The organism is Segetibacter aerophilus, assembly GCF_007991655.1.
Classification (GTDB): Bacteria; Bacteroidota; Bacteroidia; order Chitinophagales; family Chitinophagaceae; genus Segetibacter; species Segetibacter aerophilus.
The window spans coordinates 1-15,219 of the sequence record NZ_BJYT01000017.1 but is presented as its reverse complement, the minus strand read 5'-3'; the positions used below and the strand labels follow the sequence as shown (position 1 = coordinate 15,219).

General features: G+C 37.8%; 16 protein-coding genes. 6 read left to right on the top strand and 10 right to left on the bottom strand.

What is annotated here, in order from left to right:
- Positions 1-187: 187 nt before the first annotated feature.
- From SAE01_RS18455 to SAE01_RS18435, 5 genes are all read left to right on the top strand, one after another.
- Positions 188-529 carry a hypothetical protein gene (locus SAE01_RS18455; RefSeq protein ID WP_147205278.1) on the top strand — a complete coding sequence of 114 codons (342 nt, stop codon included), beginning with the start codon at positions 188-190 and terminating at the stop codon, positions 527-529.
- A gap of 415 nt (positions 530-944) precedes the next feature.
- Positions 945-1,382: a hypothetical protein gene (locus tag SAE01_RS18450; RefSeq protein WP_147205277.1), complete on the top strand. Its 438-nt coding sequence runs from the start codon at positions 945-947 to the stop codon at positions 1,380-1,382.
- Positions 1,370-1,762, top strand: coding sequence for a toll/interleukin-1 receptor domain-containing protein (locus tag SAE01_RS18445; protein ID WP_170234204.1), 393 nt, complete (start codon positions 1,370-1,372; stop codon positions 1,760-1,762). Before SAE01_RS18450 ends, SAE01_RS18445 begins: the two co-directional genes overlap by 13 nt.
- Positions 1,763-2,851: 1,089 nt before the next feature.
- Positions 2,852-5,161, top strand: coding sequence for a hypothetical protein (locus SAE01_RS18440; RefSeq protein WP_147205275.1), 2,310 nt, complete (start codon positions 2,852-2,854; stop codon positions 5,159-5,161).
- 84 nt (positions 5,162-5,245) lie between these two features.
- Positions 5,246-5,719: an OmpA family protein gene (locus SAE01_RS18435; RefSeq protein ID WP_147205274.1), complete on the top strand. Its 474-nt coding sequence runs from the start codon at positions 5,246-5,248 to the stop codon at positions 5,717-5,719.
- A gap of 495 nt (positions 5,720-6,214) precedes the next feature.
- Here SAE01_RS18435 and SAE01_RS18430 read toward each other — a convergent pair whose 3' ends face one another.
- The 4 genes from SAE01_RS18430 to SAE01_RS25210 all read right to left on the bottom strand — a co-directional run bounded on the left by SAE01_RS18430 (position 6,215) and on the right by SAE01_RS25210 (position 11,378).
- The gene (locus SAE01_RS18430) at positions 6,215-8,632 is read right to left on the bottom strand and encodes an ATP-binding protein (RefSeq protein ID WP_147205273.1); all 2,418 of its coding nucleotides are present in this window, start codon (positions 8,630-8,632) and stop codon (positions 6,215-6,217) included.
- 46 nt (positions 8,633-8,678) lie between these two features.
- Positions 8,679-10,007: a hypothetical protein gene (locus SAE01_RS18425; RefSeq protein WP_147205272.1), complete on the bottom strand. Its 1,329-nt coding sequence runs from the start codon at positions 10,005-10,007 to the stop codon at positions 8,679-8,681.
- Between the two features lie 17 nt (positions 10,008-10,024).
- Positions 10,025-10,717, bottom strand: coding sequence for a hypothetical protein (locus tag SAE01_RS18420; protein ID WP_147205271.1), 693 nt, complete (start codon positions 10,715-10,717; stop codon positions 10,025-10,027).
- Between the two features lie 490 nt (positions 10,718-11,207).
- Positions 11,208-11,378: a transposase gene (locus SAE01_RS25210; RefSeq protein WP_147205334.1), complete on the bottom strand. Its 171-nt coding sequence runs from the start codon at positions 11,376-11,378 to the stop codon at positions 11,208-11,210.
- Here SAE01_RS25210 and SAE01_RS18410 point away from each other — a divergent pair.
- A complete protein-coding gene (locus SAE01_RS18410; RefSeq protein WP_147205270.1) occupies positions 11,372-11,689 on the top strand; it encodes a hypothetical protein in 318 nt (105 codons plus the stop codon). The two genes, SAE01_RS25210 and SAE01_RS18410, sit on opposite strands and share 7 nt — an antisense overlap.
- An 88-nt stretch (positions 11,690-11,777) precedes the next feature.
- Here SAE01_RS18410 and SAE01_RS24845 read toward each other — a convergent pair whose 3' ends face one another.
- The 6 genes from SAE01_RS24845 to SAE01_RS24565 all read right to left on the bottom strand — a co-directional run.
- Positions 11,778-12,047: a hypothetical protein gene (locus SAE01_RS24845; RefSeq protein ID WP_218029194.1), complete on the bottom strand. Its 270-nt coding sequence runs from the start codon at positions 12,045-12,047 to the stop codon at positions 11,778-11,780.
- Positions 12,026-12,724, bottom strand: coding sequence for an MFS transporter (locus SAE01_RS18405; protein WP_218029193.1), 699 nt, complete (start codon positions 12,722-12,724; stop codon positions 12,026-12,028). The genes SAE01_RS24845 and SAE01_RS18405 overlap by 22 nt, the downstream gene beginning before the upstream one ends.
- 152 nt (positions 12,725-12,876) lie before the next feature.
- Complete coding sequence (locus SAE01_RS18400; RefSeq protein ID WP_147205269.1) at positions 12,877-13,452, bottom strand: hypothetical protein; 576 nt, start codon at positions 13,450-13,452, stop codon at positions 12,877-12,879.
- 24 nt (positions 13,453-13,476) lie between these two features.
- Positions 13,477-14,430 carry a relaxase/mobilization nuclease domain-containing protein gene (locus SAE01_RS18395; RefSeq protein WP_147205268.1) on the bottom strand — a complete coding sequence of 318 codons (954 nt, stop codon included), beginning with the start codon at positions 14,428-14,430 and terminating at the stop codon, positions 13,477-13,479.
- A complete protein-coding gene (locus SAE01_RS18390; RefSeq protein ID WP_147205267.1) occupies positions 14,420-14,779 on the bottom strand; it encodes a plasmid mobilization protein in 360 nt (119 codons plus the stop codon). Before SAE01_RS18390 ends, SAE01_RS18395 begins: the two co-directional genes overlap by 11 nt.
- A gap of 168 nt (positions 14,780-14,947) precedes the next feature.
- The coding region (locus tag SAE01_RS24565) for a hypothetical protein (RefSeq protein WP_170234203.1) at positions 14,948-15,219 on the bottom strand (272 nt) is incomplete at its 5' end.

Here is a 15,219-nt window from a genome sequence, read left to right as displayed (position 1 = left end):
AGTTGATAAAAAAATTACTTCTAACAACCAAATGCAACTTTATAAGATATCCCCTATAAATATTGCAATTGATGTGAAACCGTTGTACAATCCATAATAAGGGGAAGGAACGAGCAAATCATAGCGTAAACCTTCCGGCGACCTAGCCTATTATTATCGATTTGCAGAGATATATTATGGCAAACAGTTGTTAGCGGATAAAGCTGAAAAACTTGGTTATTCATATAGCGGCCCTCCCATACCGTTTGATGCATCCGGCGTACATCCTCTATATCCCCATACAAAGCTGGCTGACTTGCCAGCGGCCACTGAGGCATACCGTGCAGCAAAGCTCTTCAGTCAATCCCATTCCAATTTATTGAATGCACTTGATAAAACATTCAACGGATACCCTGATTATATCGGTTACACATTAGGCTTGATGTATGACGTAAAATTGTATGGTGATAAGCTGGCCGCCATGCCTTTTCCAGGAAAGGATGGTTATACCATAGGCCCTTCTTTCGAGTTCGTAAATATCAATGAATAACATGAACAGAACATTATTAACTCAGTCACTAGCTTTTCTCTGTTGCTGATACCAATTATTTAAAGTTTTTAAAACAACACGGAGTATGTGATTGTAGAACACCGAGCGAATTCTCCCCACTCTCCTAACCTATTAAAAAAAAATTACTTCTCTTTTTTTACTCGATTAATTACTCGATTGAACTCAAAGGACTACAACAGTTTATCTAACTTGATAAAGGTTTACTGTGTTACAAAGCTATTATACAGTTTTAAGGGAGAAAAAATAATATGCCAGAGGGATGAAAAATTTGCCGGCCATATTTGCCTCACGAATTCACTTCTACCCTTTTCATTGAACTGCGAACCTGCAGCAGGATTATAAGCGGTAGCTCGGGAGAGTGTTGTGAAAACGATGCTCACTAGCTCCCCTTAATGTGGTAAAAGGATTATTATTTAAAGGGGTTGTGCTGAAGAAAGACAAGACGATTGCAGAGATAGTCGAAAATTCTTATTCAGGAAATAAACATATTGCAATAAGAATTACAGGAAATGAACGAAAAGAATTTCTTTTTTTAATTAGGGAAGCAATTAAAGAGATCCATGATTCATTTCGCGGTAATCTGTTAGTTGATGAAACTATTCCATGCATCTGTAGTGAGTGTAAGGATTCTGAAGCTCCATATTTTCATAAGCTTACCACCCTTAATAATTTTATCTCAAGAGGTAGACAACAGGTACAATGTAATAAAAGTGCAGATGATGTTAGCATACAGGAATTATTTGATGGTATTGAAATGGCGGATATAGAGGCAGAAAAAATAAAATTTTTGTTTCTTATTCCCACGAGGATAGGAAGTACTTGGAAGAACTGAATAAATATTTTAAACATTTAAAAAGAAGCAACAAGATTGAATCTTGGTATGATGCGGAAATTCTTCCTGGAAAAGAATGGGAAAAGGAAATTTTTGATAGCCTTGACGCCTGTAATGTAATCTTCCTTCTGATTAGTCAAGATTTTATTAATTCGGACTATTGTCATAAGGAAATGAAGGCCGCTTTTGAAAGAAAAAAGAGAGGGGAGGTCGAAATTATTCCCATTATCCTCCGGCCATCTGACTGGGAAAAACAAGAGTTTGCTGTACTTCAGGTTTTACCTGAAGGTGGCATACCGGTAACGAAATGGAATTTAGCTGATGACGCGTATTTAAACATCTCCCTAAGGTGTGCAGAAAGCGTTAAATATCTGATTTAGAATTAGGCATATAATGTTAGGGTAAATAATCGTTTCTACAAGGGTCCTTTTAAGGTGCCACAGGAAAAATAGTACGAATAAACGAAGGGAAACGATAGATTCAATAAGGCTAGGGGTGTAAAAGTAAACGCTATCTTCTTTGAGAATGAACTGGCATTAGTCGCATCGACAAAAGAGATTTCCTTCGACTACCCAACCAACTTATGAATTTCTTTCGAAATAGAGAAACAGGTGAAAAGCATTTAGAAATTAACTAAAGCTTTTGCGTCGTCTGCCTGAACATTAAGTAAATAAAAAAGCTCCCTTCATTTAGATGATAGCATATTTTAATTTTAATCGTCGCCTATGAAAGAGCTAACAAATTCGTGAAGTTTTTTCAACCATGCCCAAGCGACCGAACTGAGTTTTCCAACCTAGTGCTACTATAGCCACTTTTACACTTACAAACGCCATCCCTTAGACTGTTTTTTTCTTCTCTTCTTCTTAAAGCGGTTAGGCAAATAATTAGCAAACATTTAAATTCTAGTATCGTAGAAGCCCGGTGTTTTTTAAACAGGAAATATTGAACTTGTTAATTAGTTTTATGCCCGTAAGCACTTTGAAAAATTTTAAAGAGTAGCATGACGCAGTATAAAGAATTTTTATTAAAGCTTCAGACCCTTGACATTCGGGTCACTCCGAGAAAGCTGGTTGGGGAAGACAACACGGGGAGTTCTCCCTCTACACGATCAGTTACCAAGACCCTTATATAAGCAATATATTGAGGAATGAACTTAAGAAACTGAAAGAGGTTGCATTGATCTTCCTTTAGAGCAAATACAACGTCAATTACACAGATCATACCCGATAATGAAATAAAGGCAATATCAGTTCAAAGCGTAAGAGCAGTAGGCAATTTTGACGAACAAAGTTGAAATCTCCACACACTGGCAATTGCAGCTTTCGGATTGCATCAAATGAAAGGCTTCAACAAAATTTCATTCAACTAAGGCTTGCTAACATTACCGCCGCCAACCTAATGTTTAGGTAAAACAAGTTAATGCACTCGTTTTTCTCCTCAAACAAGTTTTCCTTACTTAAATTTACTTAATGAGTTGTTCCTGTTTTACAGACATGAGGATTAGGCGGCATTCAATGAGGTTGACTTTGTTATTATCTGCCCATTTTTTTTATCTTTTTCTGTCTGCACAAACTAACGACATTAGCCACAAGTATAGTCTTGCGTATAAAACATCATCCCATCCTCTAGCTATACCTTCCAGCAATCCTTTCGATTTTCATAGCACGAAGACCAATTCGGTGGCTGATACATCGGGAACGAAGATGCTTCACCAAGAAATTGACCAGTTACAACAGGATATTTTAGTAGACGTTAAAAAGAAGTTGCCTGTTGAATTACCTAATTATGAAAAAAAGCTTTACAGCATTACGGCTTCGGTTATTACCTTGATTGACTCAGTTCAATTGGCTATTGAAGCCGATTCTCTTCAGAATGACAGCGCGAAGTACACAAGTTTAAAAAGATGGCAGGTTTTGCTAAATGACGTATCGTATGCCCTGCATTCCGGTGGGTTAGTAGTCCAAAACATACCGGTGCTCTTAAATAAGTATAGCGAAGCAAGAGCGTTGGTAGCAAATAATCAATCTATTCTGCCAGTAATCAAAGAAAGCGACCTTACGCTTGGAAGAGTAATTTTGAATACAATCGGGCAAGAAAACCCCGTAAGTTTTAATGAAAGCAAAGAATACCTGGTGCGTGAAACTTTTAATCGTGATCCTTCGGTCTTTTTTCCAACATTGTTTGAATTTCCTGACGTTATTTGTGCTGACAGTCTTTTGATCCTTGCAGCAACTAAGATGCCTGAAGAATTGTATGCTTATAGCCAGGCTTCTCTTTCTAAATTAGGGCAAAGAATACTTACGAACAGTGATACGCTGGTTAAATTAATAGCTGACATCGCAAAGTTACCCAAGGGTACTTTTTATCTTCCTTTCATTTATGACCTGTACCATAAAAAAATATCATTTGACGCGATAACAAACACATTAGGGAAAGATAAGCGGGTATTTTACTATCAATTGCTTATTAAAACTCTGATAGGCTACAATAAAGGTCTCGCCTCGAATGATACCGCCATTGCCTTTCAGTACCTCACAAAAAAGATCGCACTTACCGCTTCATACGATTTTGTCCGTGTGTTAAACGCCTTGCATGAATACAAGGACGATATTCGTCTTAAAGTAATTGAAGACCTTAATTCAATTGAGCTCTATTACCTATGTATCAATGGCGTTAATGACCTTTTTACAAGTAGTTATCTCAAGATTTACAACCGAATTTTTCAGAAAACCGCTTCTCTAAACACTTACACTCTTCTGAAGGCAGTCTATTTTGATCATTTTAAGCGCTTTCTGAAAATGGCTAGCACTTTCAATACGCTCGATGATTTTCTAAGACGAATGAAAAAAGAAGAAGCCGATACACTTATGCATGCTTTTATTGATGGTCTAAATGGCAATAATGCAATAGAGGATGCCGTTGATGTTGCGGACAGCTATGCCAGCATCCACAACAATAGTTTGCGCCAGTTTATTTTAAAGGAAATACAAAACAAAATAGATATCAGACCGCAAACCATTCCCGATTCCCTTCGAATATATTCCTTGTTAAACACACTATTTTTAAGCCTCAATACAACCAATCACATCAATCTTACAGCTACTTTGGGCATCGCTAATGTGTACCGGATCGAGAACAGTTCGCTGCAGAACAAGAACGGCAGTATCATTATTCAGCAGTTCTTTTACGGAGATCAGGACGGACAAGATGCTTTCAACATTTTTATAAAATCCTTTCGAAACACTAACTGGAAAATCATAAGAAGTAAATATTGGTATGAGCTTGTAAACACAAAAGGAATTCCGGTACATATTTATGCCAATCTGCCGCTCGATGATAATACTAAACAGGCTGAATACGCCCAGCAAGTACTTAGCAATTATCTGAAAAAAAGGAACATAGTTCCATCAGTAATAATCCACCGGGGGCATAGCTATCATCTTAATAATACTTTAAAACTACTATCTCCTGAAAATAAACTGGTTTTCATTGGCAGCTGCGGGGGGTATAACCAATTGAACCAGGTATATAAAATCAGTCCGCTAGCACAGATTGTCGCAACTAAACAGGAAGGAAGTATAACAATCAATCAACCACTGATAAACTATATAATAGAATTGCTCGTTAAGGGCAAAAATCTGGATTGGCCGTCGGTTTGGAAAACCTTGTCCGTTCGTTTTAAAAATGATAACCGGTTTCAAGACTATGTACCACCTTATCGTAATCTTGGAGCAATCATGTTAATGGCCCTTAACAGTCGGGGCTTTAAGGGCAAATAAGCATATCTTTTGTAATAAAGTGTGATTCATTTGGAAACAAGGTGCTGGTTGTTTAGATTTAACAACGCTAAAAGATTTTATACCATGGTTGTAAATTTAAAATACTTTCAATACAACTTAACCAGTATTACCTTAGGAATGCTATTTTCGGTAATGGCGTTTTCTGTGTCGGGCCAAAGCGGCAGGAGCAATTGTAAATTAGGTCCATTACCTTCTGTTCAATTTGCATCGGGAAGTTCAAAATTATTAAATTCCTCCATTGCTTTACTTAGTGCTGCGGCTCAAAACATAAAGGAAAATCCAGGATGTAAGGTAAAAATTGTTGGATTTGGCACTTATGATAAAAGGACACAACAGCTTAGCTGGGATCATGTAAATGCGGTAATTAGATACTTTGTTGAAAAACAGGGGATTGCAGAGGACCGTTTTATTTTTATTTACGGTGAGGACGGTCCAGCCACTTCAGTTGATATACTGGCTACAACTGAAGATGGCCCCGAAACGGTCCCCGCTCCTCATCCCACATACTCCTCTTCTGGTCCTAAGAGGAGAAATTAAGGACCAGAATTTTGAAAGGGTTTTTTCTCAGCGGTATACAAACCTGTCGCAACGATTCATCAATAAAACGATGTGATGTTAAAAACGTATTTAAAAGAAAGATCATCATGTGTCAATCGGTACAAGTAGTGACACAACGATGATGCCATGAAAAACTTTCGCCAGTTCCAAGAAACAACTTAGCTACAATTTAGTATCCCTTTTTTACTAAATAAAGTGTACACAATAGTCTTACGCTGATTGAACTATAATATTTTTTTTTACCCGCATTTGTTCTTTGAACTTGACATCGTACTAATGAACATGGTTCTAATTTTTTTGAAATCAGCACTTATATATTTACTGATTTTAAAAAAATTCGACCCTTCGGGTGTTCATTTTGTTAAGCTTGGGCCTGCCAAAGGTACTCTAGCGTCGCAATCTTGTACTTGTATTAACGCTATCCGACTTTTCCTACCCATGACTACGCTTGCGTGATTGTCACTAATATCGATTCTATTTTTTTCTTTCCTTTTCCAGGTACTCGTTGTATAGTTTTACATACTCTTCGCGTCGTTTGTTATACTCGGGGAGAGGAATAATCCGGAGCGTACTATTATCCGAAGGAGACAGTTCAAGACCCGTCTCAACCTGGCTTCTCAATTTAAACAGATTGGAAGGCAACCTGAATATTGCACTGTCATTCGTATATCTCCACACCCGGGCGGTGCTGTCATCCCAGGTAAGTACGAATTTGTCATCCGGACTAAAAGCAGATCCCTTTATACCATCGTGTACGAGGGCTGTTCCAATATTAGGGCCTTCGCTATTCCAAACATTAGCAGCATCATAATTGGACTCAGAATTTTTGCCCCAGGTCATCACATTTTGTTTGTCATGGCTGAATGATGCGCCATAAATTTTATTTATAATTTTGGGTAAAACGGGTAGTCCAGTAACGTCCCAATTGTTAACGACTGAATCGATATACATTTTTACAAAAAAGAGTGATGAATCAGAAATGTTTAATGAATCCCTCTTCTCATTTGTTTTTAGACCCTGCCGCGAGAAAAAAAACAATTTGCGCTGTGTAACTAATGGATTATCAGATTTGCGGTCCCGCAATTCAACAGATATTGACCAAAGTATTTTTCCTCCGTTATAATCCCATGCCTTTAAGTTTTTGCCATTATAATCCCATACATATATCAATGAGTCTCCTTGCACGAATGCAGCGCCGCCGATTTTAAATGAGCTATCAACAAATATTTTTTCAAGAGTATGGGTAGGATAAGTTTTCCACCTTTTTGCTGTTTCGATAAGCTTTTTATATTCTGAAAGATCCTTTTCTAAATCCAATGCCTCCAAAATATAAAAAAATGGAAGAAGCTTTTGTTCATTGCCCGTTGAAGTACTTATTTGTTCCTTCAGTCTGGCAAGTTTAACCTTTCGGATATTGTCTGCTCCCTGTTGATTTTTATAATAGAGGAGCCACGCAAAAAATGCAATCACAAATATGGTTATCGTTAATGCTAAATAGCGATTTCTTTTTCTTTTGCTTATTGTTATGGCTACTTCTTTTTGGCTTTCTGAAACCAATTCACTTTCATCATCACTAAGCTTCAGGTTACTCAAATAGGGGCTGATTATCTTTAGTTGCTTTTCGGAAAAGAATTCCCGCGCTCCTTCTTTTATAGATGCCTGGTATTTGATGAGCCTGTAAATTTCCAGCAGCCTAATATCTACATCGCTTCGCTTACCAGCTATACATTTTGCTAACGAGTCGTGAGCAAGTTCATAAAGTTCCGTCTCGTGGGAAAAATTAAGAATTCTTCGATTTACAAATTCATCTATACAAAAGCTAACCAATGAGTCATCAATATCCTTATCGTAGATGCGACGCTTAATTTCATCTTTCAATATTGGATCCTTGGTTCCTTCCAATGAGGCAAATGGCGAGAGAATTTTCCAGATGCTTCCCCCAGAAATATTGTTAGCACAAATATTTTTTTCAACGGCTAAAACCCTAACCTGCTCAACCTGATCCTCCAGGAATTTCTTCAGAACATTTCCGAGATTGTCTATTTTGTTTACCAGATCAAGTGTAATAAATGCATCAGTCTTATAATCCTTATCTTTTGTGATATCAAGATATAATTTGTCCATTAATACCTGCAGATAGGGTAATTCGAAATGGAGCGTTTTACTGTCTCCCCTTAATTTTTCGAAAATTGCTTCACTGATATCATTTAATTCCTTACCATCTACACGAATAGAAGTGTTTTTTAAATTGTTAATACCAGTTAAAATGTCCTTCAGATTCTCGTTCGTCATTGGTTCCACTCTTAGCTTTTTGCGTAAAAGCTGTGGAAATACTTTTTCAAACCTGTACAAATAACCAAGGTATTCTTCGCGTATGGAGAAAATGAATTTGACTGGCTGTCCTGTAGCCCGAATGTCTTTTATTGCTGTTATAAATCGGTCTTCCTCATCCTTATTACCGAGAATATACAATTCTTCAAACTGGTCAAAAATAAAATAGGTGGTTTTAAAGTTACTCAGATATACACCCTTAACAAGCTTAGCAAGACTATTTAATTCATTTTCGCTTGCATCTTCCAGCTCAGCATCAAAGTTTTCAGCATTACCACCATTATCCACCAATGATTTTTCAAGTGAGACATTAATATCGCCTTCCCTTCTTACCGTCACCGGTAGCCAATCATAAGATTTAAACTTTCCAGCTAAACCACATTGAATTAAACTTGTTTTTCCCGTTCCCGATGGCCCGTAAACCAAGACCATTGGATTTTGAGAGACTATTTCATAAAGGACTTTTATTTCTTCATCCCTTCCAAAAAATATATCCGTATCGTTCCGGTTGTAGGAATCTAAAAATTTAAAAGGGTACTTTTTTTCTCTACTTTCCTGCATCTATGTGATAGGGATTTTTTTTGAAGTATGTTTGCGGAGCAATGCTTTAACTCGTTATTATTTTTTTTGCTTGTTGAAATGCTTTGTAAGCTTCGTTCTTTTTCATTGCCTTGAATTTGTTGCTGTTGTCTTCCGTTTTATATCGGGTAACAATATCATTATTAGGTTTTACAGCCATTGCCATTTCTATTTCTTCATCAAATTCAATGATAATGTCCTTGTCATCATTGCCGGATGAAATTTTACTGGTGTTAAAGTATCTTAGCATTTTAATTGTTTTGGTATCGTCTTCTTCAGTAAAATTTTCTTCATTTCCCACGTAAAAGCAAATATTTGCCTGTTGTTCATCCATCAATGCATTATAGTCAATAATAAATGGGAAAAGATTGATTCCTTCCTGGTACTTATCCTTGAACAAAATGACAGCGTCGGTATTTAAAGGCTTTTCGTCATAGTTATATTTCTGCCCGTTTTTTTCATTATTTATTCCAAGCAGTGTATAACAGTGGAGGTATTGAGCGGTGGTTCTATACCTTACTTCCTCATAGGAAATTTCCTTTACAGAAATCATTTTATATGCGCAGAGGAAATTGAGTGATACGAGGAAAGTACTTAACACATTTTCAATCTCAACTATGGGAGGCAAACTGCCACTGTCGCTAACAGCGTAGTCATTAAGTTTATTGCAAGCCTTTAAGAATTCACTTTCGCCATTAAGGTCTTTTTCGATATTTTTTATTTCTGCAATTGGATATTTAAGCTGATTTTGATGAAATAGAATAACGAGCGCATTAAGAAGGGTTACATATTCAGAAATGTCTAGTTCTGTCTGCGAATTGAAAAAACTACTCACACTATCCGGCACCGGCGCCGACAACCCGGTCTTTTCATTTTCCAGATGATCCGATAAACTGGAAACAAAGGCGAAGCATAACAACTGGAGCGTTCTTTTTGCTATGGCGATACTCAGTCCAAAATAATCTCTTGCGTTTTCGCAGCCAAAAAGATTAGAAATATAAACGCTCATCACAGAAGCATAAGAGGAGACAATGACACTTTTTGCAGTGGACAAGTATTTGTTATCGCTGCGCCGCTCCCAGTCTACCTTTTCGGAATCCTTAATTTTTGATAGAAAATTTTTTGCTCTTGGACTAAAATCACCAAGTGCGTCAATCAGCCTGCGGGTAAGCAGCATGCTTACCGGTTTTCTACCCTCAGTAGTATTGTTAATGAATGTTGCAGATTGAATATTAATATCTCCAACATTAGTTCCAAGGTTTACAATTTTGTCGGCTTGTTGACCCTCAGCGTGCACCTCACCTCTATTGCCTTGACCAACCGGTATAAATCTATTTTCAATTGTATTTTTTGGCATGCCTAGAATAAGTTATTTTAGAAACTGATATTTCCAACATTTGATCCAATATTGACAATTTTTTCTGCTTGCTGATTTTCCGCATAAATTGTTGATTGATTCACCGTCTCTCCCTGAGTAACGACATTTTCGTTTCCATCTATGTTGGCAGTATTAATGCTTCTTGCATATTTTTCAACTGCCTCTCTGGTTTCTCTTTTCACATCATCCTGCAGCTTAATAAACCCGTTGTCCTCTAACTTGTCCAGTTGTTTACGAAACCGTAACTGGAGATCATCAATATTGTTGTATGAAGTATAAAAATGACCTATGTCTCCGAGGCGTTTTTTAAAGTTATCCAGATCTTTTGCCTGTTCATTATTCGGATCTGCTTCCGGCGCACCTGTTTTAAAATAGGTATAAATTAAGGGCAAGCCTGTTTCATGGAATTGTTTAAGTGCTGTATCGAATTCCAATTGAGTGTACTTTCCCGCCTTCGTATAAAACAGGCAGACAACAATGGAGCATTGTTTTAGTGCTTTATTGTATTCGTCCTGCAAGTTGGTCTGAGATACCGCATCGAGGAAGTTTTCCCATTGAACAATTTCAAGAATGAGTCCCGATTTGTTTAGCCTGATGCTTTCGTCGTATAGAAACATCTTAAATTGATCTCTGTCCGTTCTTAATTCGGACGATGAGGCAAGGAAAATTTTAATAGATTGGTTGGACATAAACGGTTGTATATGAAGATCAAGATAAAACAAAAATTTGAACTAAATTGTCTTAAGATAGGACATTGTCTTCTCATACAACCTTGAATCGCATGAGGTACTTCATACTCGCATTTAGCTTTAAGATAGCTGTGCTGGCGCTTTAAAAAATGCGGTTGAAAAAAGGATTTCTGTGAGGTTGATGATCACGGAAATTTATTTGAGCATGGCAAAATATAAAAGTCGATGTAAAAAAAGCTGTTTCGTCCATGTGGCCAGAAACTATCCTGTAAGCTTCCCTAATTTTCATGCCAATCAAAAGTATAAAATGCCATAGATTTTTCTTTTGGTTTTTATAGGAATTTGGATTTTATATACTCTGCTGGTGGAATATAACCTAGCAACTTATGCGTTCTTGAACAGTTGTAATCCTGCGTGTATTATGACTGACGTTAAATGATGCCATGCTCAATGATCATGTGTTCAGCCAGGCTGCCTTTCTGGTCAGGCATTACAGCTTTTTTGACACTGCATCTTTTAGGGCTTCATGTACTAAGCTTAAGTTAGCATACATGCGCTTTAAACGGCTGTTCTCATCTTCAAGCTCCTTTACCCTCTTCAGCTCATTAACTTCATGTCCGCCATAGCGCTGCCGCCATTTGTGAAAAACTACCTTTGTTATACCTAACTCACGGCAAAGACCTAATTAGCAGCGCTATAGTTTTAGACGATGAAGAAACAATTTCATTTCGGATGGACCTGAAGGATTTGGAAAACATGTCCTGTTATGACCCTGTTACGGACACGCAAGCAAATCATCCATTTGATCGCTCTGAAATTAAACATATTATTATAACTAAGAAGGTGTATCCGTTGATCCTAAGGAACTATCAAAATTTATTACGGGGCAAATGGAGGGTAATAAATGAAGGAAAGCCGAATAGCTTCACTTTCAAACCTGTCGAAGCAACTACTACCAGTAAAAGTGAGTGACGCCGAGTTGCGTCTCTTTGCTCCTCGTCGGGGCAGGCAACAACGATGTAAAATCAAGGGCCTAAAGGGGGTCCAACAAAAGAATCTCTTATACCTTCTTCTCCCCCAGCTTTTTCTTTACCAGCACACTTACACGATACAAAAGGAACACGCTTAATAAGGAAACACACACCATTACATAGCCTACCGTATTGTAGTGTTCGAGTGGACTAAACTTGTCTTTTTGCTTTACGATCATTCCTGCAGCCGCAGCCGCTACGCCACCGGCTATTTGTTGTAATGATGAATTGATACTCATGAATGCTCCACGGTCTGCGAGGTCGGGGATGGCTGTTGTTAATGCAACGGCAGGAACCATGCGAGCGGTGTTACTGACATATTGGTATACACAACCACCACTACTATCATCAATGCGGATGCAATAGTATATAAAGTAAACTTGTTTATGCGGTCGGCAATGCGCCCTATAAGCGGCATAATGACAAGAGAGCTGCAGCCGGAAACCATAAATAAAAGGGGCAATTGTTCATGTGTTACTTTCAGGTTGTTGACTGCAAAGGCACTACTGAAGGGCATCATCGTAAACCCACCGATAGACAGAAAGGCGGTGGCTAAAAAGCGAATGCGGTAATTTCTTTTTGAGAAGGTGTTTAGTAAGTAGCGAAGCGGTGTACGGCTGTGCTGTGCTGAAAGGTGAGCAGTTACCGGTTTTAGTTTTGCAACAATCAAGACCGCTATCAATGTACCCATAGCTACTACGAGACAAAACGGTGCACGCCATCCCAAGTTGTTAGCAAGATAAAGCCCGATATGAACGCCGAGCACCTGGCTTGCACCAAAACCCATTTGCACAAATCCCATCACACGACCACGATGATGTATATCGAACAGGTCGGCAACAATAGCCAGGGAAATTGATCCGATAACTCCACCAAATAAACCCGTGATGATGCGAGCCGCAAGCAAGGTGTGATAGGAGTTTGCAAGGGCGCAAAGAATGGTGCCTGCAATGAAACTGATGTAGAAGAATAGCAATAACTTGCTCTACTAATTCCGTTGGCAAATCGGCGGCAAAAAATTGTGAAGCAATTTTCTTTATTTTTCACTCTCCATTTTTTAGTATTTTTACCAACCTTATTTATTTTCCCACGCCCTACAAGCTTCGAGTTTTCCTCTGGTAAATTTGCCTAGTTTACTTGTTGCTCGAGCTCATTTGCAGCCTTTTCCATCTTGTAAGCTTTCTCAAGCAAATCAAATTTCCGCTGGTTTTCTTCTTCTTTACTAATTACCTTATCCCTCATGCTTCCATCTTTTATATAGAGACTATCAATAAAATACAAAGCATTGCTCAAACCTTTTCCAGCCTGCAACTTCAAGTAGCGGTATTTAGTATCACTTTCTTTATACCGCAGTAAAGCATCTTTAGTAAGATACCAACCAGTTGATAAAAGGCAAATGATCAAAAACAAAGCAGCAGTTACCCATAGAACTTTAGTAGCATGATGGTGATGTATTATTTCTTTTTTCACCGGCCGCTTTAATAAGTCTATAGTAGTGTCAAGGTTTATTGACAACTCTCTAATTTCCGCTACAGGAAAACTGATGTTTTGAACATCACTTCTTACAGCATCAACCTTAGTAATAATTACACTCATTGTTTCCGATTGTCTACTTATAGGTTCAAGCTTTTCACCGAGCGAATCAATTCTTCTTTGCAGCTCATCTAGTCTATCAATCATTAAAACTAATAATGCTTCACTCATAACCTCATTTTTTTCGTTTATGATCTATAATCGTCTTTGAGACAGTCTTTTCTTCCTTCGCTTGTTTTCCTTCAGCAATTCAGTTGGAGGCAACGCAGGATTTTCTTCTGGCTTAACTAACATCTCTATCACATTCTCCAGACCTTTTGTAACCGTGTTTTGTTGCCTCATACTTACTGATGTATCTCGGATTGACGGACCTTGTGGTCTGGTCGCTTCAGCAACTCGTGGCTTTATTTCTTGTAATTGTTTTTGATTTGTCGCTATAGCCTTTTCAAGATTTCCTAAAGAAAATTGGCGATCAACTTTGCTCCCCTTAAAACAATCCTCCCCTATTTTAAAACTTATTCCCTGCTTCTCTAATGTCTGTCCTTTGTACTTATATTGTACCTCTATGCCGCGTTGTTGTAATTTTTTTTCCAGGTCTTGAAACGTTTTACAGTGCGGTAATGCCTGCATAATTTCTTTATAGATCTTGTACTTATTTGCTTCAGATTTTCGTAATGCTTCGAAGTTTGTTAGTTCGATATTTTTGCTTACCGCAGGAACAAGATTGTATTGTTGTGTCAACTGTTGGGCTATCTTCTTTCCCCGAAAACCTAAATAACCATCCGAGATTGATTTGCCATTGTTGTTTACCATGTTGGCAACAATATGCAGGTGAAGGTGTTTCCGATCAGTATGTTTTGTGATTACATATTGTGTGTTAACGATACCAAGTTTTTCGAGATATTCCTGTGCAATCTTCACCATCTTTTCATCGCTCAATACCTCTCCCGGATAAAAACTCAATGAACAATGAAAGCACGCTTTTTCTTTTCCTGGTCGCATTTGTTGCTGCATTCTAAAATCATCCGACATTAGTTTATAATCGTGACCTCTTACTCCTTCACACTCCAAAACTTTAGCACCTTGTTTATTTACTATATACCTACAGGCATGGGAAAACGAGTGGCCGGAATACACTTTACTTAGCATAATCAAACTTTTTTAGCAGGTCATCTAAACGGTTACGATATGCTTCAAAATGAAAAACAGTTGTCAACATTCCTTCTTTATAACTGTTTTTCGTAAGCTGGTTAAAATTGTTTGACATGCCTACAATCTGCCTGACAAATTGCCTTTCCTCTTCTGTAAACCGCATTTTTACTTCTCCATTAATCGCAATCTCCCTGATATAAGCGGAGGCTTTGATGCCTGCTTTTGAAGCCTTATTTCTAATACTGAAGTATTCCGCTTTAGTAAATCTTACAGAGGCTCTTATTTCTTTCTTAATGGCTTTCACTGGCCTTCCAGCTTGCCTCTTAAGGGCTCTCACTTTTTCCATATGTTCTATATTTAAGTTTTAGAACTGTCTTTTCTTTTGCGACCAACGGGAGCAAAAGCGAGCCAAGCGTTGATCGAACATTTTTGTTCGACATCAACACCGCTCGCCCTAAAAAATCCAAAGAGTCTTATTGCTGGCGGTGTTGATACTATTTTTATCATCTTATGACTATTGATAGATTTTGTTCTGATACAGGCCTTCAGCAGTGTCAACAATTACACTTTTTGTACGCCTTTTATATTTTTTCAATGCAGCGTTTAAGAGATCCATCTCATAGCTATTAGAGAATATCACATTTAGCCTATTTACGTCCATTATTTCTGCATCCTTCGATGAAAAAGAAGGACTTTTACTCCCAGTAAATTTGTCAGTATTCAGCGCTTGTTCTCTGAATAATTTAATCTTGACATTGTTACTAATTGTTTCTTTATCGTAGCGCA